General features: G+C 46.1%; 17 protein-coding genes, 1 tRNA gene and 2 pseudogenes. 19 read left to right on the forward strand and 1 reads right to left on the reverse strand.

All coding sequences use genetic code 11. The annotated features are described in order from the left end of the window. Nucleotides 1-129: 129 nt before the first annotated feature. From DWZ60_RS13170 to DWZ60_RS13185, 4 genes are all read left to right on the forward strand, one after another. Nucleotides 130-201, forward strand: a tRNA-Asn gene (locus DWZ60_RS13170). Between the two features lie 108 nt (nucleotides 202-309). Then, nucleotides 310-1,077 carry a class I SAM-dependent DNA methyltransferase gene (locus DWZ60_RS13175; protein WP_117509992.1) on the forward strand — a complete coding sequence of 256 codons (768 nt, stop codon included), beginning with the start codon at nucleotides 310-312 and terminating at the stop codon, nucleotides 1,075-1,077. Between the two features lie 9 nt (nucleotides 1,078-1,086). After that, nucleotides 1,087-1,962, forward strand: coding sequence for an Hsp33 family molecular chaperone HslO (hslO, locus tag DWZ60_RS13180; RefSeq protein WP_022462421.1), 876 nt, complete (start codon nucleotides 1,087-1,089; stop codon nucleotides 1,960-1,962). An 89-nt stretch (nucleotides 1,963-2,051) separates the two neighbouring features. After that, nucleotides 2,052-3,962, forward strand: coding sequence for an NAD(+) synthase (locus DWZ60_RS13185; RefSeq protein ID WP_119221799.1), 1,911 nt, complete (start codon nucleotides 2,052-2,054; stop codon nucleotides 3,960-3,962). 169 nt (nucleotides 3,963-4,131) lie between these two features. On the opposite strand, the gene DWZ60_RS13190 is transcribed toward DWZ60_RS13185, so the two are convergent. Further along, a complete protein-coding gene (locus tag DWZ60_RS13190) occupies nucleotides 4,132-4,623 on the reverse strand; it encodes a hypothetical protein (protein WP_330422333.1) in 492 nt (163 codons plus the stop codon). Between the two features lie 363 nt (nucleotides 4,624-4,986). Here DWZ60_RS13190 and DWZ60_RS13195 point away from each other — a divergent pair, with 363 nt between their 5' ends. The 15 genes and pseudogenes from DWZ60_RS13195 to addA all read left to right on the forward strand — a co-directional run bounded on the left by DWZ60_RS13195 (nucleotide 4,987) and on the right by addA (nucleotide 25,386). After that, the gene (locus tag DWZ60_RS13195; RefSeq protein WP_158576403.1) at nucleotides 4,987-6,573 is read left to right on the forward strand and encodes a sensor histidine kinase; all 1,587 of its coding nucleotides are present in this window, start codon (nucleotides 4,987-4,989) and stop codon (nucleotides 6,571-6,573) included. Continuing rightward, complete coding sequence (locus DWZ60_RS13200; protein WP_117509987.1) at nucleotides 6,570-8,153, forward strand: response regulator transcription factor; 1,584 nt, start codon at nucleotides 6,570-6,572, stop codon at nucleotides 8,151-8,153. The genes DWZ60_RS13195 and DWZ60_RS13200 overlap by 4 nt, the downstream gene beginning before the upstream one ends. A gap of 107 nt (nucleotides 8,154-8,260) precedes the next feature. Continuing rightward, entirely contained in the window at nucleotides 8,261-9,805 is a 1,545-nt protein-coding gene (locus DWZ60_RS13205) for an ABC transporter substrate-binding protein (protein ID WP_055226565.1), read from the forward strand. 71 nt (nucleotides 9,806-9,876) lie between these two features. Continuing rightward, nucleotides 9,877-10,650: an ABC transporter permease subunit gene (locus DWZ60_RS13210; protein WP_330422334.1), complete on the forward strand. Its 774-nt coding sequence runs from the start codon at nucleotides 9,877-9,879 to the stop codon at nucleotides 10,648-10,650. 159 nt (nucleotides 10,651-10,809) lie between these two features. Then, nucleotides 10,810-11,706: a carbohydrate ABC transporter permease gene (locus DWZ60_RS13215; RefSeq protein WP_055226569.1), complete on the forward strand. Its 897-nt coding sequence runs from the start codon at nucleotides 10,810-10,812 to the stop codon at nucleotides 11,704-11,706. A 16-nt stretch (nucleotides 11,707-11,722) separates the two neighbouring features. Continuing rightward, a complete protein-coding gene (locus tag DWZ60_RS13220; RefSeq protein WP_117509984.1) occupies nucleotides 11,723-12,538 on the forward strand; it encodes an alpha/beta hydrolase in 816 nt (271 codons plus the stop codon). A gap of 82 nt (nucleotides 12,539-12,620) precedes the next feature. Then, entirely contained in the window at nucleotides 12,621-12,920 is a 300-nt protein-coding gene (gene citD, locus DWZ60_RS13225) for a citrate lyase acyl carrier protein (protein ID WP_055226572.1), read from the forward strand. Further along, entirely contained in the window at nucleotides 12,917-13,816 is a 900-nt protein-coding gene (locus DWZ60_RS13230) for an aldolase/citrate lyase family protein (RefSeq protein ID WP_055226574.1), read from the forward strand. Before citD ends, DWZ60_RS13230 begins: the two co-directional genes overlap by 4 nt. A 1-nt stretch (nucleotide 13,817) precedes the next feature. Further along, nucleotides 13,818-15,410 carry a citrate lyase subunit alpha gene (citF, locus tag DWZ60_RS13235; protein WP_117509983.1) on the forward strand — a complete coding sequence of 531 codons (1,593 nt, stop codon included), beginning with the start codon at nucleotides 13,818-13,820 and terminating at the stop codon, nucleotides 15,408-15,410. A 17-nt stretch (nucleotides 15,411-15,427) separates the two neighbouring features. Next, nucleotides 15,428-15,601 carry a hypothetical protein gene (locus DWZ60_RS17340; RefSeq protein ID WP_158576404.1) on the forward strand — a complete coding sequence of 58 codons (174 nt, stop codon included), beginning with the start codon at nucleotides 15,428-15,430 and terminating at the stop codon, nucleotides 15,599-15,601. Between the two features lie 38 nt (nucleotides 15,602-15,639). After that, the gene (gene citC, locus DWZ60_RS13240) at nucleotides 15,640-16,464 is read left to right on the forward strand and encodes a [citrate (pro-3S)-lyase] ligase (RefSeq protein WP_243038333.1); all 825 of its coding nucleotides are present in this window, start codon (nucleotides 15,640-15,642) and stop codon (nucleotides 16,462-16,464) included. Continuing rightward, nucleotides 16,448-17,825: pseudogene (gene citX / locus DWZ60_RS18290) on the forward strand (citrate lyase holo-[acyl-carrier protein] synthase). Before citC ends, citX begins: the two are co-directional and overlap by 17 nt. A 246-nt stretch (nucleotides 17,826-18,071) precedes the next feature. Next, nucleotides 18,072-18,850: pseudogene (locus tag DWZ60_RS20265) on the forward strand (PD-(D/E)XK nuclease family protein); the annotation flags it as partial. A 1,473-nt stretch (nucleotides 18,851-20,323) separates the two neighbouring features. After that, on the forward strand, nucleotides 20,324-21,619 hold the full coding sequence (locus DWZ60_RS20270; protein WP_330422343.1) for a PD-(D/E)XK nuclease family protein: 1,296 nt from the start codon (nucleotides 20,324-20,326) through the stop codon (nucleotides 21,617-21,619). Continuing rightward, complete coding sequence (addA, locus tag DWZ60_RS13270; protein WP_243038325.1) at nucleotides 21,616-25,386, forward strand: helicase-exonuclease AddAB subunit AddA; 3,771 nt, start codon at nucleotides 21,616-21,618, stop codon at nucleotides 25,384-25,386. Before DWZ60_RS20270 ends, addA begins: the two co-directional genes overlap by 4 nt. The last annotated feature ends 70 nt before the right edge of the window (nucleotides 25,387-25,456 follow it).

Consider the following 25,456-nt stretch of genomic DNA (forward strand, 5'->3'; position numbering starts at 1 on the left):
AAGGCATGGAGCTGACTGTTACTAATCGGTCGAGGGCTTGACCTGAATGGTTGTGTTCACAAAAAATGGAATGATAGATGTGTAGTGTATGCGGTTTTGAAGGTATATCAAATATCTTCAATTAAATAATCCTCGATAGCTCAATGGTAGAGCATTCGGCTGTTAACCGAAGGGTTGTTGGTTCGAGCCCAACTCGGGGAGTGAATGAGACCTGCAGGGATCCTGCAGGTCTTTTCGTATATTGAGTTGCCCTGTGTGATGTGATACAATAAGGCGTAGCTACTGTAAACGATGAAGGAGAAAAGAAAGATGAATGAAAGTTATACCAGTTTTGCCCAGGTATATGACATGTTCATGGACAACGTGGACTATCCTGCCTGGAGCAAATATCTGATTCAGCTTTTAAAAGAATATCAGGTGGAAGACGGACTGGTGCTCGATCTTGGCTGCGGAACGGGAAACATGACCGAGCTGCTCGCCAAAGAGGGCTACGATATGATCGGCGTGGACAATTCTGAGGATATGCTCGAGATTGCCAGTGAAAAACGCGCCGAGTCCGGCTTAAACATTTTATATCTGCTTCAGGATATGCGGGAATTTGAGCTCTACGGAACCGTGAAGGCGGTTGTGAGCATCTGCGATTCTATCAACTATATTCTGGAGGAAGATGATCTGCGGGAAGTATTCTCACTTGTCAACAATTATCTGGATCCGAAGGGCATGTTTATTTTTGATTTGAATACAAAGTATAAATATGAACAGATGGGTGAGACTACGATTGCGGAAAACCGCGAAGAGGCAAGCTTCATCTGGGATAATTACTATGACCCGGAGGAAGAAATCAACGAATATGAGCTCGCCATTTTCATCCCGGAGGGAGAAGATTCCGATCTGTACCGTAAATTTGAGGAGGTACATTATCAGAGAGCGTACGATCTTGCGACGATCTGCCGCTTATTGGAAGAGGCAGGCATGGAGTTTGTAACGGCCTACGATGCATTCACAAAGGATGCGCCGAGACCGGAGAGCGAACGTATTTATGTCGTAGCAAGAGAAAAAGGAAAAAGTGAGAAATAGGAGAGAAACATGGATTATATTGTAAGAGCAACAGCGGCAGACGGACAGATTCGTGCGTTTGCAGCGACAACAAGAGAAACCGTAGAGACAGCACGCCAGGATCACAACACGAGCCCGGTTGCAACCGCAGCGCTGGGCCGCCTTCTGACAGCAGGTGCAATGATGGGCGTTATGATGAAGGGAGATAAAGACCTTCTGACCTTGCGCATCCATGCCGGCGGACCGCTGAATGGCATTACTGTAACAGCAGATTCCAAAGGAAATGTAAAAGGTTACGTCGGAAACCCGGACGTCGTGATTCCGGCCAACAAAAAAGGAAAACTTGACGTGGCAGGTGCTGTCGGCGTCGGATTCATGGATGTCATCAAAGACCTGGGACTGAAAGAGCCGTACGTCGGACAGTGCGTTCTGCAGACGAGTGAGATCGCAGAGGATCTGACCTACTATTTTGCAACGAGTGAGCAGGTTCCGTCCAGCGTCGGACTCGGTGTGCTGATGAACAAAGACAATACCGTCCGTCAGGCCGGCGGCTTTATCATTCAGCTGATGCCGTTCTGCGATGAGAAAGTCATTGAAAAACTGGAGCAGCGTCTGGCAGAAGTCAATTCCGTTACCGCATTCCTTGACGAGGGCCTGACTCCGGAGCAGATTCTTGAAAAACTGCTTGGAGACATGGACCTTGTGATCAACGATACCGTGCCGACCCAGTTTTACTGCAACTGCAGCCGTGAGCGTGTATCGAAAGCGCTGATAGCGGTCGGAAGAAAAGAACTGAACGAGATGATTCAGGAAGCAAAACCGGTGGAGCTGAAATGCCATTTCTGCAACAGCGCCTATGAATTTTCTACCGAGGATCTGAAAGAATTATTGCGTAAGAGCAAATAACAGTACTGTTTCAGGCGAAACGGAGGCTGTGAGAGCTTCTGTTTGCAGAAAATCTGTAACAGGGAACCAGATAGTGGAGGAAGAAAGAGATGAAACAGGGATTCGTAAAAGTTGCCGCCGCTTCCTGTGCGGTAGTGGTAGCGGATGTCAGAGAAAATACGAGAGTCATTCTGGAAACGATTCATAAAATGGAGGGCGAGGGAGCAAAGGTGATGGTGCTCCCGGAGCTGGCTCTTACCGGCTACACCTGTAGTGACTTATTCTGGCAGAGTCAGATGATTGATGCGGCGAAAGAAGGATTAAAGGAAATTGCCGATGGTACGAAAGAGACCGATGCGCTGATTTTTGTCGGACTGCCGTGGGAACAGGGCGGAAAGCTGTTCAATGTAGCCGCTGTGCTCTGTCACGGAGAGCTTCTCGGCATTGTGCCGAAAAAGTATCTGCCGAACTACAATGAATTTTATGAGCTGCGTCATTTTACGCCGGGAAAAGAAGCGGTGACAACAACGGAATTTTTTGGAAAAGAGGTTCCGTTTGGCATGAATCTGCTCTTCCAGTGTGAAAAAATGCCGCGTCTTAAGGTTGCGGCAGAGCTCTGTGAGGATCTCTGGACCCCAAATCCGCCGAGTGTGGCGCATGCGCTGGCCGGTGCGACAGTGGTCGTAAACCTTTCTGCCAGTGATGAAATGGTTGGAAAAGACAGTTACCGGAGAAGCCTTGTGAGCGCACAGTCGGCGCGTCTGATCTGCGGCTACATTTATGCGACAGCAGGTGAGGGCGAGTCGACGACAGATCTTGTCTTTGGCGGACAGCATCTGATTGCTGAAAACGGAACCATTCTTGCCGAGGCAAAACGATTTGAGAATCAGATTATTTGTGCAGATCTCGATGTGGATCGTCTCACAAGTGAGCGCAGAAGGATGACCACGTATCCGGAGCAGAGAACCGATGGGTATCAGGTCGTTCGATTCTCCTTGTCAATAGAAGAGACAAAGCTGACCCGTTACTTCGAACCACGGCCATTCGTACCGTCGGATAAGCATAACCGTGATCAGCGATGCGACGAAATTTTAAATATTCAGGCTATGGGACTGAAAAAACGTCTGGCGCATACCCATTGCCAGAGCGCAGTTATCGGTATTTCCGGTGGACTTGACTCGACGCTGGCATTGCTTGTAACGGCAAGAGCATTTGATCTGCTCGGGATTCCGAGAAAGCAGATCCTGTCTGTAACGATGCCGTGTTTTGGAACGACAGACCGTACGTATCAGAATGCATGTGAGCTGACGAGATGCCTTGGCGCAACCTTAAAAGAGATCGATATCAAGGAGGCTGTCAATCTTCATTTCCGTGATATCGGACAGAATCCGGAGAAACACGATGTGACGTATGAAAACGGACAGGCGCGTGAGAGAACCCAGATTCTGATGGATCTTGCCAACCAGTCCGGCGGTATGGTTATCGGAACGGGTGATCTTTCCGAGCTGGCACTTGGCTGGGCAACGTACAATGGCGACCATATGTCAATGTATGCAGTCAATGCATCTGTGCCAAAGACACTGGTGCGCCATCTGGTGCAGTATTATGCGGATACCTGCGGAGAGAAAGCACTCTCTGATATTCTCTTGGATGTGCTTGATACGCCGGTCAGCCCGGAGCTGCTTCCGCCGAAAGACGGTGTCATTTCCCAGAAGACAGAGGATCTTGTCGGACCGTACGAACTCCACGATTTCTTTTTGTACTATATGCTGCGTGTGACGTACGAGCCGCTGAAAATTTACCGTGTGGCGAAACTTGCGTTTGCCGGTGTTTACGATGATACAACAATCCTGAAGTGGCTGAAAACCTTCTACTGGAGATTTTTTGCACAGCAGTTTAAGCGTTCCTGCCTGCCGGACGGACCGAAGGTCGGAAGCGTTGCGGTTTCCCCGCGAGGCGATCTGCGCATGCCAAGTGATGCAAGCGTGAAACTCTGGAGAGAACAGCTTGACCGGCTGTAATCCATCGCATGAGATTCCGGCGCTTCTTCTGGTGCTTGCGATTGACGCGGTAAACTGTTCGGACGATAAGCATTAGAGTGTGTCTGGTTCACAGAATCAAGGATTGACAGATAAGACAACAGAAAAGCAATAGAAAAACAACAGAAAAATGGCTTCGGAGTGAGAACACTCAGGAGCCATTTTTAACTTTATTTGGTTGCAGAAGGATTGCGGGCCTGATCGAGAGCCTGGTCGATTGCCATGACAAGCAGTTCGGAGGTGTAGCGGTTATCCTCGCCGTAAATGAGGCCTCGGTTGTCTGGTTTACGTAGATCTGACTTGCAATGGAATCGAGTGCAGGCTCCATAAGCGGGTACATAGCGGCCGTGGTCTCGCTTAGGTTATTCATTGAGATTGCGGTAATACGGTCCTGCTCGACATCGACCTGTATATCGAAGGTCTGGTCACCGAGAGAAATTGTGGAGGTATAGATGCCGGGAATGTAGCGTGCACTCTCGGCAGAACCGGTGGATGAGGCCGCAGGTTTCTTCGCAGACTCCTTTTTTCCGGAACCGAACATAATCAGAAAAACCACGAGCAGAAGGATCGCGAGAGCGAGAAAAACAGTGGTGTAAACCACTTCTTTCATATGTAGTACAATGATTTTCGTTTTGGAACTCATGGGCGGGCACACTCCTTTTTGAAAAACCGTCTGTGAGCGGACGAGGGGCAAACGGACGGGCGTTTTTATTATAATGTATGTAAAAGAGAAATCGTTTATGAAAGAAAGTTTCGTAACATGCAAATTCCGAATATAATCTTTGGACAGTCTTTCTTCTGCCCGAGAATTAGTATATAATGTAATCGGTCACGATAACAGATTTCAGAGAAGAGTTGGGAAAAGAAGAGGGGAAAGATGAAAAAAAGAAAAATCAGAAGTACTATGAGTGTTTTTTTAACTACTTTTTTGCTTCTGCAGATTATATTACTGTTTCTGTACAAATCATTTATTGTTGATATTGCTAAAAAAAACGAGAAAAACCTGGTGGAAAATACACTGCAAATTTATCATAATACGATGGAAAGTGTATTGGAGCGACTTGACGATAACCTGGATCTTTTACTGGGATGTCGGCTGCTTTTGACACAGCTGAATGGAGAAAATAATCTGGAGAAAGTGAAAGCGCAGCATCAAATGCTGCAGATTCTTAAGGAAAGATGTAAAGATACCAAAGAAGCGGATGCCTATGCGATTGTTAATTGCAAAGACAACAGTATTTTGATTCAGAGAAATGGAAATATAACATATGATACAATAAAAGATATCAAAAAGTATCTTCAAAAGCGTAATACGTTTGATAAAACTCCTACATCCGGCTGGACTTCTACTGTCATGGGGGAGCAGGTGTATCTGGTAAAATATTATAATTATGGTGCAAATACGATCGCTGTATTGATATCAGAAAAAAGACTGGACTCTTTGTTAAACTATAATGATATGTCCATCAAAGAGGCAGCGTTCTATCTTACAGACAAAAAAGGGAAAATTCTGTGCGGTTCAGGAGAGGATTGGACATATGGAGAAGCGATAGAGAATCTGCAGAAACAGGATCCATCCATCAGTATCTATCGGGGATCTGTTCTGGAAGATGCATATCAGATGTATTACAGCGTAAAATCCTCCGAGTATGCCGCATATTCTACATCCGGTATCGTTATTTTTGGATTTTTAGTACTGTCTTTACTTTTCTTTGGAACAATTGTCTGGTATATGCAAAAAGAAATTTTTCAGCCGATTGCAGACCTGTCCTGGGTTTCCAGAAAAATTCACAGTGGGGATTTCAGGGCAAGAGCGGAATATAATACGAACAGCTACGAAATGGAAGAAGTAAAACAGGCATATAATGATATGGTACAGACGATTCTTGAAATGAGGGTAGAAAAGTACGAACAGGAACTTCGAATGAAGGATGTACAACTGAAGTATATCCATATGCAATTAAAACCACACTATTTCCTGAATGCTTTATCAACAATCAACAGCATGGTTTATCAGCACGAGGAAGAGAATGTCCATACCTTTATTCAGGCATTTTCACAGAATATCCGCTATATGTTTCGAACCGGTCTGCATACCGTTCCGCTGCAGGATGAAATAAAGAATGCCAGTGGATATCTGGAAATGCAGCGACTTATGTACCGGGATTGCTTTTATGTCTATATGGATATACCGGAAGAAACGCAGCAGTATCCGGTGCCGCAGATGATCCTGCATACATTTTTGGAAAATATATTTAAGCACGTGATCAGTATTGATTCGTTCACTACGGTTCTGATTCAGGCATTGTTGAGCTTTTCGGGGAAGGAAGTTTACTTAAAACTGGAACTATATATATCGCAGGGTCAATTTTCGCAGGAAATACTGGACTTTGTGAATAAAGATATGGAAATAACAGAAAAAGAAGATGGAAGTGGAATTGGAATAAAAAATGTAAAAGAGGTTCTGAAGATGATGTACCAGCAGGATCATCTTCTGTATTTTGAGAATCTGGAACCGGAAGGAACTAAAATAACCATATGGATTCCGAAAACACTGAAATGTACAGATGAGGAGAAAGACGAAGAGAGATGAATTTGCTGATTGTAGATGATGAAATTGTGACAACGCAGGTATTGGAAGAACAGCTGGATCGCGAGTTACTTTCTATTGACCAGATCTATGTGGCCTACAATACTTCTATGGCCAGAGATATTTTGCAAAAAAATAAAGTGGAACTGATTTTATGTGATATTGAAATGCCAAAGGAGAATGGAATTCATTTTCTGAAATGGGTACGAGAACAGAAAATCCAGACAGAGGTTATCTTTCTGACCAGCCATGAAAAATTTGAATATGCCTATGGAGCTGTACAGAATGGTGCGGCAAACTATCTGCTGAAGCCGATTGACATGAATAAAATCAATCAGACATTGCTTCGTGTGACAGAAAAAATAGTCTGGAAACAAAAAACGGAGGAAATCCGGGAATATTGGGAGAGCGGAATAAGAAAGATGGTGCGATATTTCTGGACAAGAGTATTGCTGGAACCCGGTGTGCAGAAACAGGGACTTGAGGAGGAAATAAAGCAGCAGGGGATAGAGGAAGAGATTCAGGAAAAATATTGTGTTGTGATTCTTCATTTTGCCAGTGGAAAACTGGACTTGGGTAAAGAAAAGGGACAGGAATCCATTTATAAATTTGCAATGGAAAACATTCTGGCAGAAGCATTCACAGAAAAAATCAAAATGGAAAATGTGATCTGCTGGGAAGAAAATAAGGGAACCTATCTTGGAATTCTGTCGGAATTTTCGGAAAAGGAGACGAAAGAGAGAGCAGAGCAGGTCAGAAACATATTTGAAAAATATTTTCCGGAGACATTGCAGATCGGATACATTTCCCCGAGTGTTCCTTTTTATGAAGTGGGTCTGGAAAAAGAAAAAATAATGGAATATGACAAAACGCATATTTATGACGAAGGGGAAATAAAGGAATTTATGGTATTGCTTCGAGAAAAGGAGGCGTCCGGACATATTCTGGACGAAGATTATATCCTGCAGTGTCTGAAAAAGGGGTCCAGGGTAAGCACACTGGAATATTTACAAAAAATGCTGCAGCATGTAAAACAAACGATGCATTCCGTAGAAGGATTTCGCAACTTTCAAGTGGAACTGACACAGCTTGTAAGCAAATATCTCCATGATAAAAATGAAAATATGAACAGCGTGATTCATGATCCGATCTATCTGAAACTGGATATGAATGCTGTTAAATCTGAGTTTTCTATGGTGCAGTGGATGACCTGGCTGATGAATAAGGTATTTGACCTGACACAGAAAGAACAGAAGGAAAAAACAGAAAAACGGATCACAGATCAGGTAATTGATTATATTAGAGAACACTATACGGAAGACATCAACAGGAATACGCTTTCAGAGAGGTTCCACTTTTCGCCGGAGTACATTGGAAAAATGTTCCGGAAGGATATCGGAACGTCGTTGAATGATTATATTAATTCCCTGCGTGTGGAAAAAGCGAAGCATTTGTTGGAAAACACCAATACAAAGGTGATTGATATTGCATTGGAAGTCGGATTTGATACGCTTCCGTACTTCTCATCTGTATTTAAAAAATATACGGGACTTTCACCGGCAGAGTTTCGGAAAAGAGAATAGATATCTTAAAAACGAAAGTTTTTGTACTTTTTTGTGTAAGAACTTTCGTTTTTTTTGCGTTATGATAAGTCTATCAAAAGGAACCGGAAAGAAGAAAGGAGAAACAAATGAAGAAAAAGATTTTGGCGATTTTGATGGCTACTTTGACAGTAGGATCTCTGCTGAGCGGATGTGGTGGAGCACAGAGCGGTGATGCAGCCGGAAAGCAGGAGAGCGGCAAACAGGAAAGCAGCGACAGCGAAGAACCGGCAGAGGTTGTATTTGCGTACATGACGCAGAACAATATCCCGGAGTCATCAGAACTGGAAAGAATTCAGAACCTGATCAACGATTATACAGTAGATAAGATCAATACGAAGGTCAAACTGGTACTGTTTTCCAATTCTGATTATATGAATCAGGTGAATCTGATGCTGGCATCCGGAGAACAGCTGGATTTATTTCAGGCATATAATACATCTCATCTGAAATATATCCAGGATGGAACAGCGCTGGATATTACAGAGTATCTGGACAATGATCTGAAAGAGACAACAGAAACTCTTTACGATGGTTTTCTGGCGCCGACAACGGTAGAGGGAAAAACATATGGAATTCTGAATATGGGTTCTAACTATGTACCGGGTGGATTTACCTATCGTGAAGATATTACAGAGAAACTTGGAATTGATATGAGCCAGGTTACCAAACCGGAAGATCTGACTGCAGTGTTTGCAAAGGTAAAAGAAGCTTATCCGGATATGACAATCATTGATCCGAACAGAGCGAATGCATTATTTGAAAGTTACCTGGGCAAGATTGATAAAATCGATCCATTAGGCGACAATATTGCCTCACCAGTTTCCGGTGTGGCTTATCAGGACAATGCAACTGTAGTGGATATGTATGAAACGACAGATTTCAAAGAACTGTGCGAACTGACCAGAAGCTGGTTTGAAGCTGGTTATTATGCAAGTGATGCAGCTACCACAACGGCAACTACCGCAGAATTACTGATGTCCGGCAACTGCTTTGGTACATTCTGTGGACTGGGTAATCCAAAGATTGCGCAGCAGTATACAAACAACTATGGTCATCCTTTTGAAAACGTACAGATCAGTGATTCTATGATCTGGTCTGGAAACGGCGGAGCATGGATGGTAAATTCCGGTTGTAAAGATCCTTCAGCAGCCTGCAAATTTATGAACCTGCTGTACACGGATGCATATGTAGACAACCTTCTGGTCTATGGAGAAGAAGGAGTGGATTACAAATTGGATGAAAATGGTTGTGCAGTAGCACCGGATGGATATACGGATCTGAACAGTGTAGCATATACCAATAATATGAACTACTATTTCTGGGGAAATAAATGGCTGACCTATCCGGTTGCAGGCGGTCTGTATGGAGAAGAAAAAGAGACAAATAAACAGCAGAATTATGATGGAGATCATTCAAATTATTATGGTTTCCTTTACGACTACAGTGATAAAGAAGCAGAATACACCGCATGCCAGAACATTGTAGAAGAGTATAAAAAATCTCTGTGGGTTGGTGCAGCAGATGTAGATACAACACTTGCCGAGATGACAAAACGACTGAAAGCAGCTGGTATGGATGACCTGATTCAGGCAAAGCAGGAGCAGCTGGATGCATGGATGAGTAGTAAGTAGAAAAGACTTTGAAAAAAGGAAAGGGCTGCGGAATATCACCGCAGCCTTATTTATAAAAGGGAGCTCGAATTATGCCAAAGAGTAAGAAGAAATATGCCAGTAAAAATACATTAGCATTGCTTTTCATTGCACTGCCAGGTATTACATATCTGATTATTAATAACTATATCCCGATTGTGGGAACCTTTATTGCGTTTAAAAAGTTCAGTTATGCAAAAGGAATCTGGGGAAGCCCATGGTGTGGACTGAATAACTTTAAATTTTTGTTTCTGACAGATGATGCATGGGTCATTACGAGAAACACGTTGTTATATAATCTGGCGTTTATTGTGATCGGAACAGTAGTTTCTGTGATTTTTGCAATCCTGCTGCATGAGCTGGGAGAACTGTTACGCGGAAAGTTTTTCCAGTCCGTGCTGTTATTTCCGCACTTACTGTCCTGGGTTGTAACGGCGTATCTGGTATATGCGTTATTGGGAAGTACAACCGGTTTTGTGAACAATACAATCTTAAATGCGCTGGGGAAAAAGGGCGTAGACTGGTATACCGCAAAAACGGCATGGCCGTTTATCCTGGTTATTGTATATCTTTGGAAGAATGCCGGATATAATGCGATCGTTTATATGGCAGGTATTGCAGGCATTGATAAGGAAATTTATGAAGCAGCAAAGATTGATGGCGCTTCTAAATTGAAACAGATTACTGCCATTACACTTCCGCTTCTGAGACCAACCATTATTATTATGACATTAATGGCAATCGGCCGTGTATTCTATTCGGACTTTGGTTTGTTCTATCAGGTACCGATGAATGCGGGAACCTGTTTTCTACGACACAGACGATAGATACGTATGTATATCGCGGTTTGATGGAACAGGGTAATGTAGGAATGTCTTCGGCAGCAGGTGTATATCAGTCATTAGTTGGTTTTGCACTGGTAATGATTGCAAACTTTATTGTGCGGAAAAAAGATCCGGAAAACGCATTGTTCTAGGAGGCAGGATATGAAAAAGACAGTCAGCGATGAAAAACGATTTATTGCAATAGCAACAGTTATTTTAGTGGTAATCAGTATTGTGGCGTTGTTTCCGATGATTCTTCTGGTGGTTGCGTCCTTTACCGATGAAAATGAACTGATTACAAACGGATATCAGATTTTGCCGAAGAAACTCAGCCTGGAAGCATATACCTACATGGTAAAACAGGCAGCAACAATTGTAAGATCGTATCTTGTTACGATTGGAACAACCGTTGTCGGAACCGGATTAAGCGTGCTACTGACAACTTCGATCGCATATCCGATGGCACGAAAAACATTCAAATATAGAAATGCATTATCCTTTTTTGTGTATTTTACCATGCTGTTTAATGGAGGACTGGTGCCACAGTATATTATGTGGACAACATTTTTTCACATTAAAGATACGTATGCAGCACTGATTTTTCCGAATCTTCTGATGACAGCATTCAATATTTTCCTGGTAAGAAACTATTACAGCAACAGTCTGCCGGAAGCATTATACGAAGCTGCGCAGCTGGACGGAGCGTCAGAAATTGGAATTTTCACCAAAATTGTATTTCCGTTGTCGAAGCCGGTAGTTGCCACCATTGGACTGTTTACAGGTCTTTCCTACTGGAACAGCTGGACCAATGCTTTATATTACGTACAGGATCCAAAATATTTTGGTATTCAGAATCTGCTGATGCGTATCATGAAAAACATTGAATATCTGCGAAGCGGAGCATCAGAGCTGGCAGCGGAAGGACAGGCAGTTTCGCTTCCGGGCAACTCCATCCGAATGGCACTGGCATTTGTCGGAATTTTACCAATCATTATTATTTATCCGATGCTTCAGAAATATTTTATCAAAGGTGTGGTTGTCGGCGCTGTAAAAGGCTGACAGAAAGGAGAAACAGATGGCAGCATATGTACATTGTAATTTTCATTCCTGTATCCTGCGGATGCAGGTAGATGTTTCGATTCTGCTTCCGGAAAAGGAGCGGATGGAAGATGTGGAGCAGGGAAAAAAGGGAGAGACTTTCGGAAAAAACAAAAAATATCAGACCCTGTATCTGCTGCATGGATTTACAGGTGACCACCTTACGTATCTGCGGACCTCCAAAATTGAGCGTTATGCAGATGAGCATCAGATCATGGTGGTTATGCCAAGCGTATATAACAGCGCCTATACGGACATGAAATACGGACTGGATTATTTTTCTTATCTGACAGAAGAACTGACAGATTTTGTGGAGAGAAATTTCCCGGCAGCAACAAAGCGGGAAAACCGTTTTATTGCAGGAATGTCGATGGGAGGTTACGGTGCCTATAAATGGGGACTTACCTGTCCGGAAAAATTTGCGGCAATCGGAGGCGTTGCGGGATCTTACCATGCCGAATATCGTTATCAGGGAAAGGTTAACACGGTATCCACCCTTTGTGAAGCGTTATATGGTGATCCGCCTGCGATTACACCGGAGGTTCATGATGTTTTTACACTGTTGAAAAACCGGAAAGAAGAAGGAAGAGATATTCCGAGATTGTATACCTGCTGCGGTACAGAGGACAGACGTCACCAGGATTCGGTCGATCTGAAGGAGTTTGCGGATCAGCTGGGCGTTCCGCTGCTGTTTGAAGAGGGACCGGGAAGGCATGATGATATTTTCTTTGATGAGTATATTCAGAAGATTCTGGACTGGATGAACTTTGCGGGAAAATCAGTAGAAGAGTAAAATCTGCAGAGTATAAAGGGGGTTGTCTCGCCAGATTTTTTTAGTGCGACAGCCCCACGGGAAATACAGGGAGAAGAGGAAAATGGAGATAGAAAAAGCAGCCGTAGCCGGAACACTGGAATCCAGCGATTGTATGGTTACGGTAGAAGATGGAGATGGAAACATAGATCTGGTACTGGAAAGCACAGTGATTCATCAGTATGGAAATCAGATCCGTCATGTGGTTCTGGATACTCTGAAAAGTCTGGGAGTTCAGAACGTAAAAATTAAGATTGTAGATAAAGGAGCTCTGGACTGCACCATCCGTGCGAGGGTGGAAGCTGCGGTATACCGTTCCGCCGGACAGTCGGAGCAGCTGCCATGGGGAGGTGCAATCAGATGAGAGACGCAAAAAAGCGATTACGCCGTACCATGATGTTTTTAAATGCACAGAAGCCGGGACTGATTAAGGATCCGTATATTTATGGGGCAGATTCTCTGATGTTGGACCTGGAAGATGCAGTGGCAGAAAATCAGAAGGATGCAGCCAGATTTTCCCTGTTTCATGCACTGCGCACGATTGATTATCATGGAGCAGAACGGATTGTACGTATTAATGGTCTGGACACGCCTTTCTGGAAGGAAGATATCCGCTGCGCAGTAGCCGGTGGATGTGATGGCATCCGTATTCCTAAGACAGAGACAGCGCAGGATGTAAAAATAGTGGAGCAGCAAATTTTAAAGGCGGAGAATGAATTTGGCAGACCGGAGAACAGTACCTTAATTATGGCAGCGATAGAATCGGCAAGAGGTGTGGTGAAGGCATTAGAAATTTGCGAGGCTTCGAAAAGGCTGTTTGGTATCGCACTGTCCGGTGGAGATTACACGAAAGATCTGCATACCCACATTACGGGAACCGGAATAGAACTGATGGGAGCAAGACAGCAGCTTGTCATTGCTGCGCGGGCAGCAGGTGTGCAATGTTTTGATACCGTTTATACAGATCTGGAGAACGAAGATGGTTTTCGAGAAGATGTCAATACGATTCACCTGATGGGATTTGACGGGAAATCAATTATCAATCCAAGACAGATTCATATTGTACATGAAATTTTTACACCGAAAGAAAAAGAGATTATTTTTGCGGAAAAAGTAGTCCGTGAGATTGATAGCAAAAAGGCACAGGGAATCGGTGTATTTACTGTGGACGGAAAGATGATTGATATTGCATTTTATGATGGTGCAAAGCGAATAATCGAACTGGCCAAGGCTTCCGGTGTGTACGAGGGGGAACTGTAAGATGAAAAATGCAGTAGGGAGAGAAATTCCCGAGGAAATATTGAAGGCAACAGGAAAAGAAGTATTTCACGGAGTGCATTATTATGATGGTTATGAATATCAGAAAGATGGTCCGAAAACCCGCTGCGTGGTGAATTCCGATGGCAGCAAATTGGTGAAAACAATTCATGAGGCACTGGTGAAATGTGAAATCCGGGATGGCATGACAATTGGATTTCATCATCATTTCCGGGATGGTGATCTGGTTGTAAATATGGTGATGGAAGAAATCCATAAAATGGGTATTAAAAATATTACCATTTGTGCCAGTTCTCTGGGGAAAGCGCATGCAGGACTGGTACCGTACATGGAAGATGGAACGATTACAGGAATCCAGTCTTCTGGTGTGCGCGGTGAGATTGGAAAAGCGATTTCTGAGGGAAAACTGAAAGGGCTTGCAGTGATGCGCTCCCACGGCGGCAGAGTTCGGGCAATCGAAACAGGGGAAGTACACCTGGATATTGCATTTATCGGAGCACCGACTTGTGATGATTATGGAAACTGTCGTGGTATCGGTGGAAAAGCAGATTGCGGAGTATTGTCCTATGCGATGGTAGATGCTGATTATGCGGACCGGGTCGTAGCAATTACGGACTGTCTGGTGCCGTTTCCTAATTTTCCGGCACATATTTCCATGACAAAGGTAGATTATGTAGTAGTGGTAGATGCAATCGGAGATCCCAAGAAAATTGCAACAGGTGCAGCGAAACCGACGAAAGATATGAGAAAACTGATGATGGCGGATTACTGTACACGATTTGTCACTTCTACCCCGTACTTTAAAGATGGATTTTCTTATCAGACCGGTGTGGGAGGCGCATCTATCGCTTCCACCATTTCGTTGGCAAAAATCATGAAGGAACGTGGAATCCGTATGCGTTTCGGCGTCGGAGGATTGACGAAACCGATGTGTGATCTTCTGGATAACAATCAGGTTGATGTACTTCTGGATACGCAGGATTTTGATCTGGATGCGGTAGAATCAGTAAAAGATATCAGGCATTTCAGAATCAGTGCCGGTGAATATGCAGATCCTTTTAACAAGGGCGCAGTAGTCAACAAACTGGATTTTGTGATTCTGGCAGCATTGGAAGTTGATGTAAATTTCAATTGCAATGTTGTAGTAGGTTCCGATGGCGTTATAACAGGCGCGCAGGGAGGTCATCCGGATACGGCGGCAGGCGCAAAATGCACCATTGTACTGACTCCATTATTGCAAGGAAGAATTCCGGCAATCTGTACGGAAGTAACAACAGTGACAACACCGGGAGAATCTGTAGATGTAGTCATCACGGAATATGGAGTTGCAGTTAATCCACTGCGAAAAGATCTGCTGGAAGCGGTAAAAAACAGTGGACTTCCGCTGAAAACGATAGAAGAACTTCGGGATTTGGCTTACCGGATTGCAGGAGAACCGGAGAAAGTAGAATTTGGCGAACGTATTGTAGGAATTATTGAAAGCAGAGACGGAACCATCATGGATGTAGTTCGTCAGATTAAACCATTCCAATTTAAAGAGGAAAAGAAGGTACTCCCGGAGTCAGTACATAAATAAGAGAAGGAGGGCAGGCAGTGGGGGACTATATGGAAGAAACAGGGGATCCTTTTACCGGGAAAAAGAAAGAGGAACTCAAAAAATTTCTGGAATACATGGGACTTACTTATGATGAGCAGATTACGCATTCCATTGTATTGCGAAAAGAGAAAGAAATCATAGCAACTGCTCCTGCCAGAAAAATATCATAAAATGTGTTGCGGTATCAGAAGAGTATCAAGGACAGAATCTGCTGGCACATCTTATGACATCTCTGATTGAATATTTTTATGGAATGGGAATTTCTCATTTTTTTGGATTTACCAAGCCTCAGAACAAAGAACTGTTTTGCAGTATGGGAATGTATCCGGTGACACAGACAGAAAAAATTCTTCTTCTGGAAAATGACAAAAACGGACTGGAAAAATTCCTGAAACGATTAAAAAAAGAAACACAGGAACAACAGAAGTGCAAAGTGGAAAACAGGCATGAAAACGGTATTGGGGCAGTGGTTATGAATTGTAATCCCTTTACCAGAGGACATGAATACCTGATCCGGGAGGCGGCAAAAAAAAACAAATGGCTGCATATTTTTATCCTCTCAGAAGAACAGAGCTTTCTGACAACGAGAGAACGGTATCAGTTGGTAAGAGAAGGAATACAGGAAATTCCAAATGTGATTCTTCACCAGACCTCAGAATACATGATTTCGCCGGCTGTGTTTCCGACATATTTTATCAAAGAAAAAGCGAAAGCCTATGAGATGAATTGCCAGTTGGATATTCAGTTATTTGGAGAGCGTATTGCACCGGAACTTAAAATTACGGATCGCTATGTAGGCAGTGAACCGGTCTGCGATGTGACACATACCTATAACCAGTGCTTACGGGAGCAGCTACCGTGCTATCAGATCCGCTTTCATGAAATTCCCAGAAAAACATATGGAGACCAGATCATCAGTGCATCTGAGGTTAGAAAAAAATATGCGGAAAATCAATTAAAAAGCGTCTGCGGAATGCTTCCGGAAAGTACCCGGCGCTATCTGGAAAGGAAAAAGAATGAAAACAGAAAATAAGGTTTCCTTAGAGCAGGTATTGTGGAGCCGAGAAAAAAGGGTAGCAACGCAGAAAGAGCTTCTTGAAAAATATCCGGGTACCTTAATCTGCTTTATGCTCAATATTCCGGGTCCGGAAAAGGTAAATGAACTTTTCGAAAAGGTCTTTTATGAAGGACTGGAAAAGATACAGAATAAGCTGGAAACGGAGAAAATTTCGACGGAAGTCCGGCTGGTACAAGAAAACATAACCGGATATGAAGGATATTTGGTTGTGAAAGCAGACGGCTGCCAGGTGAAAAAGCTTATGGTTGCTTTGGAAGAGACGAAAATCGGGAGATTGTATGATATTGATGTATTGGAAAAAGAAAATACGAAAATCAGCAGAAAAGATCTTGGATTTCCGGAAAGAAAATGTCTGTTATGCAACAACCCGGCCTATCAGTGTGGCAGAAGCAGAAAACATTCGATCGAAGAATTAAGAAAAAAGATTTATGGTATCATATGGGAAGAACAGCTGCAAAGAGGCGTAGCCGCTGAAATCAGTCAGGCACTGATGGAAGAAGTGTATACAACACCAAAACCAGGCTTAGTAGACCGGGAGGATGCCGGTGCGCATACAGATATGAACTGTCAGATATTTCAAAAGAGTACAGAGCGATCGCCGAAGATCTGGCGGCAATGTTTGTAGCCGGGTATTCCTGGGAGGCAGCTCCGGAGACATTGTTTCCCCTTCTCAGAGAAAGAGGAAAAAAGACGGAAGAAAAAATGTTTGCTGCAACCGGAGGAGTCAATACGCACAAAGGAATCATTTTTACGATTGGCATTCTTGCAGCAGCGGCCGGAATTTCCCTGAGAAATTCCGGAAAAATCGAGTCGGAGGATGTTTGCCGGATCAGTCTGGAAATGACAAAAAAAGAGTTGGAACAGGATCTGAGAAAATAAAACAAAGCTCGGGGATCACGCATGGAGAAAAAATTTACTGCCATCTGGGCGAGAAAGGAGTCCGGGGACTGGCGATGAGCGGATATCCGATTCTGTGTGAACTTACGGTTCCTCATATGAAACAGTATATAGCAAATAACAGGGATCAAAATCAGATCAATGTACAGATTCTTCTTGAGATTATAGGAGAGCTTACGGACACAAATGTCATCAGCAGAACCAGTGAGAAAGAAATGCGATGGCTGCAAACAGAAGCAAGGGCAATTCTTAAGACAGGTGGTGCTTTTTGCGCGGAGGGTTTGCAAAAAGTGCGAGAACTGAATCAGATTTGTATCCGGAAAAATATGAGTCCGGGAGGAGCTGCGGATTTACTTGCGGCAACGATTTTTTTGTGCCGCATGGAAACCTTGATGGAACGTTTGAAAAGTATAACATAATAAAAATATATGACGCTGTCATTGATCTTAAAATGTACGGTCGCTCTTAATGCTGAATATTTTTAGCTGTTGAGAGCGGCCGTTTACGTTAGAAATATACGGCAGTATTTTCGGGAGGAAATGGTTACTGTTTACCTGAAGGCTGATTGCATCAAAAAAAGGAGTCTGCTATACTGTAACTATGTTTAGCTTTTGGGCAGAAGTGGAACAGAACAGGAGGAGCGAAACATGAGTCTGCAGTTTATTATGGGAAATTCGGGGGCTGGAAAGTCGAGATATGCGTATCAGAAAATTCTGGCGGAAGCGATGCGCCACCCGGAGAAAACTTATCTGATCATTGTGCCGGAGCAGTTTACAATGCAGACGCAGAAAGAGCTTGTGTCACTGCATCCGGCGGGCGGTATTTTGAATATTGATATTTTGAGTTTCCAGCGTCTGGCGTACCGTATTTTTGAGGAGACCGGAGGCAGCCTGTATCCGGTGCTCGAAGAGACGGGAAAAAGCTCGTGGTGAAGCGCGTTGCGCAGGAAAAGAAAAAGGAGCTGACAATTCTTGGCAGCACGTTAAAAAGAACCGGTGCGGTTTCGCAGATGAAATCGCTGATTTCCGAGCTGAAGCAGTATCAGATTGCGCCGTCCGAACTCGACATGTGGGCGGAGGAGACGGGAGAGAAAAAGCTGCTGGCGGCAAAGCTGAAAGACACCGGGGTAATCTACCGCGCATTTGAGGAGTATCTGGAGAACCGCTATGTGACGGCGGAGGATGTGCTGGAGGTTCTGGCGGGAAAACTGGAAGAATCGGTGCTTATCAAAAACAGTGAGGTGCTGGTGGATGGCTTTACCGGATTTACGCCGGTGCAGATCGGTGTGCTTGGAAAATTATTTCGGCTCTGTGCGAAGGTTTATGTGACGATTATTATGGATGAGCGGGAGGATCCGTACAAAAAAGCGATTCCGCATCAGCTTTTTGCGATGAGCCGCCAGCTGGTTCAACAGCTCATGAAAGCGGCAGACGAAGCAGGGTGCCCAGTGGAGCCGGAAATCTGGGTCAGACGCTCGGGATATGGCCGTTTTCTGCCGGGAAGCAGGATGGATCAGCTAGAACAGAACCTGTTTCGATATGGAAAAAGAAGGATTGTCGGAACAGAGGCAGGAAAAAGAGCAGCGTCAAAAGCAGGGGCAGGAACAAATGGAAAGAACAAAAAAGAAATTGGGCCAAGCACGCTGGAAAATGCACAGGAAACGAAAACGGAGCATTTGGAGTCCGGACAAGATTTGGAACAGCAGGGAATTTATATTAGCGTAGCGCCATCCCCACGTGCGGAGCTCGAAGAAACGGTGCGCCTGATCCGCCGCATGGTGCGTGAGGAGAAGATGCGGTACCAGGATTTTGCCGTTCTGACCGGAGATCTTTCCATTTATGGCACATATGCGCGGGAAATTTTTGAAAAATGCGGCATTCCGTACTTTGTGGACGAAAAGCATTCTGTGCTGATGAATCCGTTCGTGGAATTTCTGCGCGCGGCGATCGAGATGGTGGTACAGAGCTTTTCCTACGAGAGCGTCTTCCGTTATCTGCGTTGCGGTCTCTCGAGTCTGAACCGTGCGGAGACAGATGCGATGGAAAATTATGTACTCGCGCTTGGAATCCGCGGACTAAAAGCGTATGCGGAAACGTGGACGAGGGGGTATTGCAGCATCAAACCGGATGAAGTGCCGCAGCGCAATCTTCTTCGGGAAAAATTCTATGAGGAGGTTCAGCCGTTTGCGGAACAGATGAAGAAAAAAGATGCCACGGTGCGGGAACGGACGGAGGCATTGTATGCGCTTGTCGTTCAGAATCAGGTACAGGAAAAGCTCGAAGAGCGACGGTGTCAGTTTGAACAGCAGGGGCAGGAGGCATTTGCAAAAGAATACAGTCAGATTTATGGCATCGTTATGGAACTGCTGGACAAGATTGTCGAGGTGCTTGGCGATGAAAAAATGACGTTGGCAGAGTATCAGGAGATTCTGGAGGCTGGCTTTGCAGAGGCTTCTGTTGGCATTATTCCGCCGACCGCGGACCAGGTACTGATCGGTGACAATGAGAGATCACGTCTGAAGGATATCCGTGTGTTGTTTTTCGTCGGTGTGAACGACGGGCTGATTCCGCGTCACGACGCGGGAGGCGGTATTCTCTCGGAGTATGACCGCGAGGAGCTGGAGCGCGCGGATGCAAAACTCTCCCCGACGGCGCGGGAGACGATGTATCAGCAGAAATTCCATCTCTACCGAAATCTGACGAAGCCGTCGGAGCGGCTGTACCTTTCCTTTGCGAAAGCGGGCGCGTCCGGCGAGGCGCAGAATCCGTCGTATCTGATCAATGAAATCCGGAAACTCTTCCCGGAAATTCTGGTGCGGGATATCGAAAAAGAAGAAAATCCGGAGGAAAAACTGGAAATGCCGCGTTCCGGGGAGGCACTGTTTCTGGAGGAGCTTGGAAAGGCGGCAGAGGGCGAGATGAATCCGCTGTTTGAAGAGCTTTACCGCTGGTATGCGGCACATCCGGAGGCGGGGATTCCGGCGGAGACATATCGGAAAGCGGCTTTTCTGCGCTGTGCGGACGGTGTGATCGGAAGGAGTGCGGCATCGGCGCTGTACGGGGACACTTTGAAAAACAGTGCGACACGGCTGGAAAAGTATGCGGCATGTGCGTTTGCCCACTTTATGGAGTTCGGACTTCAGATCCGCGAGCGGGATCAGTATGAGCTGAAAGCGGCCGATATGGGAACGGTTATGCATGAAGCACTCGAAAAGTTTTCAAAAAAACTGCAGGAAAATGGCGAGACATGGAAGACTGTCGGGGATGATACCCGTGACCGCCTGATCGAGGAGTGCGTCGAGGAGACGATGGCAGATTACGGAAACACGATTTTCCAGAGCTCAAGCCGGAATCAGTATCGCATCATCCGCGTAAAGCGGATTCTGAAACGGACGGTGTGGGCGCTGCAGCAGCAGATTCGGCAGGGAGAATTTGAGCCGGGTGAATTTGAGGTTTCGTTCTCCATGGAGGACTCCTTGTCGGCGATTAATATTGATCTGTCGGAGCATGAGAAGATGCGCCTGCGCGGACGGATTGACCGCGTGGATCTCTGTGAGACGGACGATAAGGTCTATGTGAAAATTATCGATTACAAGACGGGAAATACATCGCTTGACCTGGTGGCGCTCTATTATGGGTTACAGCTGCAGCTGGCGGTTTATCTGGATGCGGCGGTGGAGCTGGAGCAGAAAAAGCATCCAGGTAAGCTGGTGGAGCCTGCGGGGGTATTTTATTATCATATTGATGATCCGATCCTCGACCAGGAAGAAGATGAGACCGATGAGGCGTGGGGCAGACGGATGCTGAAAGCACTGCGGATGGATGGCCTTGTAAATGCAGATCGGAAGGTGGTGGAGCTTCTCGACCGAGTACTCGCGGATGGAACGACGTCGGATGTGATTCCGGTTGGAAAGAAGAAGGATGGAAGCTACACGGGCTATTCGAAAGTGGCATCGTCGGAGCAGTTTAATGTGATTCGGACATACACCAGAAAGAAGGTACGTGAGATCGGCGAGGGCATTTTCTCGGGAAATGTAAAAATTTCGCCATTTCAGCGGGATGGAGCAACGGCATGCGCATATTGCGAATATCAGGGAATCTGCGGATTCGATCAGAAAATTCAGGGATATGAATACCGTAAATTAAAGGGCATGGATACAGAACTGCTGATGAAGGCAATGCAGGAGACAGCACAAAGAGATCAAAAAGAGTGACTGCTTTTGAAAAAGTGAAATATGGTGCATTTTTTCCAAGTGAGGGAAAGAAAATCAGCCAGAAAGAAGAGGGAAAGAACATGGCAGTAAAATGGACAGCGGAACAGCAGAAAGTCATTGATGCGAGAGACCGGAATCTTCTGGTCAGCGCGGCAGCGGGTTCCGGAAAGACAGCGGTTCTGGTAGAGCGGATCCTTGCAATGGTGAAAGATCCTGTGCATCCAATCGACATTGACCAGCTTCTTGTCGTAACCTTTACGCGTGCGGCGGCAGGAGAAATGAAAGAGAGAATCGGCCGCGCTCTGCAGCAGAGCCTTGCGGAAAACCCGGAAAATGAGCATTTACAGCGGCAGCAGACCCTGCTTCACCATGCGCAGATCAGCACAATTCACGGTTTCTGTTCCTATGTGATAAAAAATTATTTTCAGATGATCGATCTTGATCCGGTGTACCGCATGGCGGATGAAGGGGAGATCCGTCTGATGAAAAGCGATGTGATCCAGAAGGTCATGGAAGAACGCTTTACGGAAAAGGAGTCTGCATTTACACGGTTTGTGGAGAGCTACGCGGCGGGAAAGCAGGATGACGGGCTCGATGCACTTGTGCTGAAACTGTATGAGTTTTCCATGAGCTATCCATGGCCGGAGCAGTGGCTCGAAGAGTGCCGGGCGGCGTACCAGATGGATTCACCGGAAGCAGTGCAGGAGAGTATCTGGGTACAGGAGCTGATGAGCGAGGCGAAAAAGCGGCTCTCGAGTATTCTGGAAGGGATTCAGGAAAACCGGAAAACAGCAGTAAGCTCTGGAGGACCGTATTTATATGATGAGGCGCTGGCTTCCGACCAGCAGATGGTGGAAGAACTGCTGGAAACAGAATCGTTTGATGAACTGGTGCGCGCGATGGCCGGAATGAAGTTTAAAGCACTTTCGCGGAAAAAGGCAGACGATGTGAGTGAAACGCTGAAAGATCAGGTAAAGGCGGAGCGCGATGCATGCAAAAAGGAGCTGCAGAAGTTAAAGGAGCAGTTTTTTGAGAAGGACAGCGCTGCGATTGCGGAGGAGATTGCCGACTGCCGGGAGCCGATCGGGGTGCTGATTGATCTGACGGAGCAGTTTGCGAAAGCGTTTGCGGAGAAAAAACGGAGCAAAAATATTCTCGATTATGCCGATCTGGAACACTTTGCGCTTGAAATTCTCGTGCAGCAAAAAGACGGCTGCCTGGTGCGGACCGATGCGGCGCGGGAACTGTCGGAGCAGTTCCGGGAAATTATGATCGATGAGTACCAGGACAGCAACTTTATCCAGGAGGCACTGCTCTCTGCGGTGTCCGGTGAGGAGGACGGCAGGTGGAACCGGTTTATGGTCGGCGATATCAAGCAGAGTATCTATGGTTTTCGTTTGGCGCGGCCGGAGCTGTTTCTGGAAAAATATCACACGTATCAAAAAGAGGGAGAAAGTCAGCAGAGGATTGATCTCGACAAAAACTTTCGAAGCCGGCCGGAGGTGCTTGCGACGGCGAACTATGTATTCCGAAAACTCATGAGCCCGGAGCTTGGCGGCATTGCGTACGATGAGGCGGCGAGCCTTCATGCGGGTGCGGCGTTCCCGAAAAAAGAAGAAGGAAATATGGATCCGTGGCAGAGGGCATACGAAACGGAGCTTCTGCTGCTGGACGACCAGGCGCCGGAGCTGGAAGATGATAAATCCCGCGAGACGAAGATGGAAACGGAGGCGGCTGCCGTTGCGGCGCGCATCCGGGAAATGGTTGGAAATGAGGAAGTTGTGGATAAGGAGACCGGGGAATACCGGAAAATCCAGTACCGGGATATCGTCATTTTGCTCCGTGCGGTCAGCGGCTGGTCGGAGACTTTCTCCCGTGTGCTCCAGGCGGCTGGAATTCCGGCTTACAGTACATCAAAAACAGGGTACTTTTCCACGCAGGAAATTGTTACGGTGCTGAATTATCTGCACCTGTGTGATAATCCATGTCAGGAGATTCCATTTACGGCCATTCTGCGTTCCCCCATCTGCGGATGCACAGACACGGAGCTTGCGGCGGTGCGTTGTGTGGATAAAGACGTGAAAATTTACGAGGCATGTGGAAAATATGCGGCGATGGGGGATGATGAAGCACTCCGGGAGAAGCTGAGGAGGTTCCTTGCACAGCTCGAAACGCTGCGAAGCCGCGTGCCGTATACGCCGATCCATGAGCTGATCACACAGATTCTCGAGGAGACGGGCTACGGCGGCTATGCATCTGCAATGCCGGGTGGTGTGCAGCGGCGGGCAAATCTGGAGATGCTGGTGGAAAAGGCGGTGGAATTTGAGGCGACGAGTTACCGTGGACTGTTCAACTTTATCCGTTATATCGAGCAGCTTCAGAAGTATGAAGTCGATTTCGGCGAGGTGAATATTTACGGGGAGAGCGCAGATACGGTGCGTATCATGAGTATTCACAAGAGTAAAGGACTGGAATTCCCGGTTGTGTTCCTCTCGGGCATGGGCAAATCGTTTAACCAGATGGACAGCCGTGCGGCGCTTGTACTCCATTCCCGCATGGGCATCGGCGCGGATGCGATCGATCCGGAGCACCGCGTCCGTCAGGCGACACTGTCGCGGCAGATCATCCGGCAGAGCATGAAGCTGGAAAATCTGGCGGAGGAGCTGCGGGTGCTTTACGTTGCCATGACGCGACCGAAGGAGAAGCTGATTATGACGGGCATGGCGTCGAAGCTGGAGAGCCGCGTGAAGCAGTGCGCGGCACATGCGGGGCGGCAGGAGGAGCTGCTGTCATATCAGACATTGAGCAGTGCATCCGGGTATCTCGACTGGATTTTGCCGGCATTTTCGAGAAACCGGTGTTTTGACGGGCTGTATGAACAATTCGGTCTGGCAGGGAATGCGGACAATCCGCTGTATGCGGAGAAAATTCCGGTAACGATCCGCCTTGTATCACCGGCAGGACTTGTTGAGGGAGAGGTGCTGCATCAGATGGAGCGCGCGGTGAATGAGCAGAAAATCATGGAAATTCCGAAGCAGCCGCCGAGAGAAACGGCGCTGAAGGAACTTGTGGAGGAGCGGTTTGCCTACCAGTATCCGTATGAGAAGGAAAAACAGATTCCGGTAAAAGTTACCGTTTCGCAGCTGAAGAAGGCCGGGATGGAGGAATCCGAGATCGGAAAAGAGCTGTTCGCGCAGGAAGAACTCGTACCAATTGTGCCGGGCTTTATGAAAAAGGATCACGCTGAGGCCCTGACGGGAGCTGACCGCGGAACGGCGTACCACCGCCTGCTGGAATGTCTCGATTACCGCAGGGCGTACAGCATCAAAGAGCTGATGGCACAGACGGAGGAACTGATTGCAGAAGGAAAAATGACGAAAGAGGCAGTGGAATGCATTTATTTCAAATCTGTTCTGGCGTTCGCAAAGAGTCCGGTCGGAATGCGGATGCGGAATGCCTTTCTAAATGGAACCCTGAAGCGGGAGCAGCCGTTTGTGATGTCCGTTCCGGCAAGTGAGGCAGATCCGTCCTATCCGGAAGATGAAACCATTCTCGTGCAGGGAATCATTGACGCATGGTTCCCGGAGGGGGATGAGATTGTTCTTGTGGACTACAAAACGGATCGTGTGAGAGAAGCCGGGGAGCTGAAAAAGAGGTATGAAAAACAGCTCGTCTATTACCAGCAGGCACTGGAGCGGACGACAGGGAAAAAGGTGAAAGAGAAGATTATTTATTCGCTGGCTCTGGATGAAGAGTTGGTATTGTAGGAAAAAACTACTAAAAAAAACAACTGTCAAAACAGGGATAAAGTATGATATCATGGTTGAGAAACAAACA

Origin of the sequence: Blautia sp. AF34-10, from assembly GCF_003477865.1 — a bacterium.
Lineage (GTDB): Bacteria > Bacillota > Clostridia > Lachnospirales > Lachnospiraceae > Fusicatenibacter > Fusicatenibacter saccharivorans.

Bases quoted from the DNA above. Each gene is read 5' to 3' on its own strand.
- DWZ60_RS13175 (WP_117509992.1), top strand. From the start codon at position 310: ATGAATGAAAGTTATACCAGTTTTGCCCAGGTATATGACATGTTCATG.
- hslO (WP_022462421.1), top strand. From the start codon at position 1,087: ATGGATTATATTGTAAGAGCAACAGCGGCAGACGGACAGATTCGTGCG.
- DWZ60_RS13185 (WP_119221799.1), top strand. From the start codon at position 2,052: ATGAAACAGGGATTCGTAAAAGTTGCCGCCGCTTCCTGTGCGGTAGTG.
- DWZ60_RS13190 (WP_330422333.1), bottom strand. From the start codon at position 4,623: ATGAGTTCCAAAACGAAAATCATTGTACTACATATGAAAGAAGTGGTT.
- DWZ60_RS13200 (WP_117509987.1), top strand. From the start codon at position 6,570: ATGAATTTGCTGATTGTAGATGATGAAATTGTGACAACGCAGGTATTG.
- DWZ60_RS13205 (WP_055226565.1), top strand. From the start codon at position 8,261: ATGAAGAAAAAGATTTTGGCGATTTTGATGGCTACTTTGACAGTAGGA.
- DWZ60_RS13210 (WP_330422334.1), top strand. From the start codon at position 9,877: ATGCCAAAGAGTAAGAAGAAATATGCCAGTAAAAATACATTAGCATTG.
- DWZ60_RS13215 (WP_055226569.1), top strand. From the start codon at position 10,810: ATGAAAAAGACAGTCAGCGATGAAAAACGATTTATTGCAATAGCAACA.
- DWZ60_RS13220 (WP_117509984.1), top strand. From the start codon at position 11,723: ATGGCAGCATATGTACATTGTAATTTTCATTCCTGTATCCTGCGGATG.
- citD (WP_055226572.1), top strand. From the start codon at position 12,621: ATGGAGATAGAAAAAGCAGCCGTAGCCGGAACACTGGAATCCAGCGAT.
- DWZ60_RS13230 (WP_055226574.1), top strand. From the start codon at position 12,917: ATGAGAGACGCAAAAAAGCGATTACGCCGTACCATGATGTTTTTAAAT.
- citF (WP_117509983.1), top strand. From the start codon at position 13,818: ATGAAAAATGCAGTAGGGAGAGAAATTCCCGAGGAAATATTGAAGGCA.
- DWZ60_RS20270 (WP_330422343.1), top strand. From the start codon at position 20,324: ATGAATCCGCTGTTTGAAGAGCTTTACCGCTGGTATGCGGCACATCCG.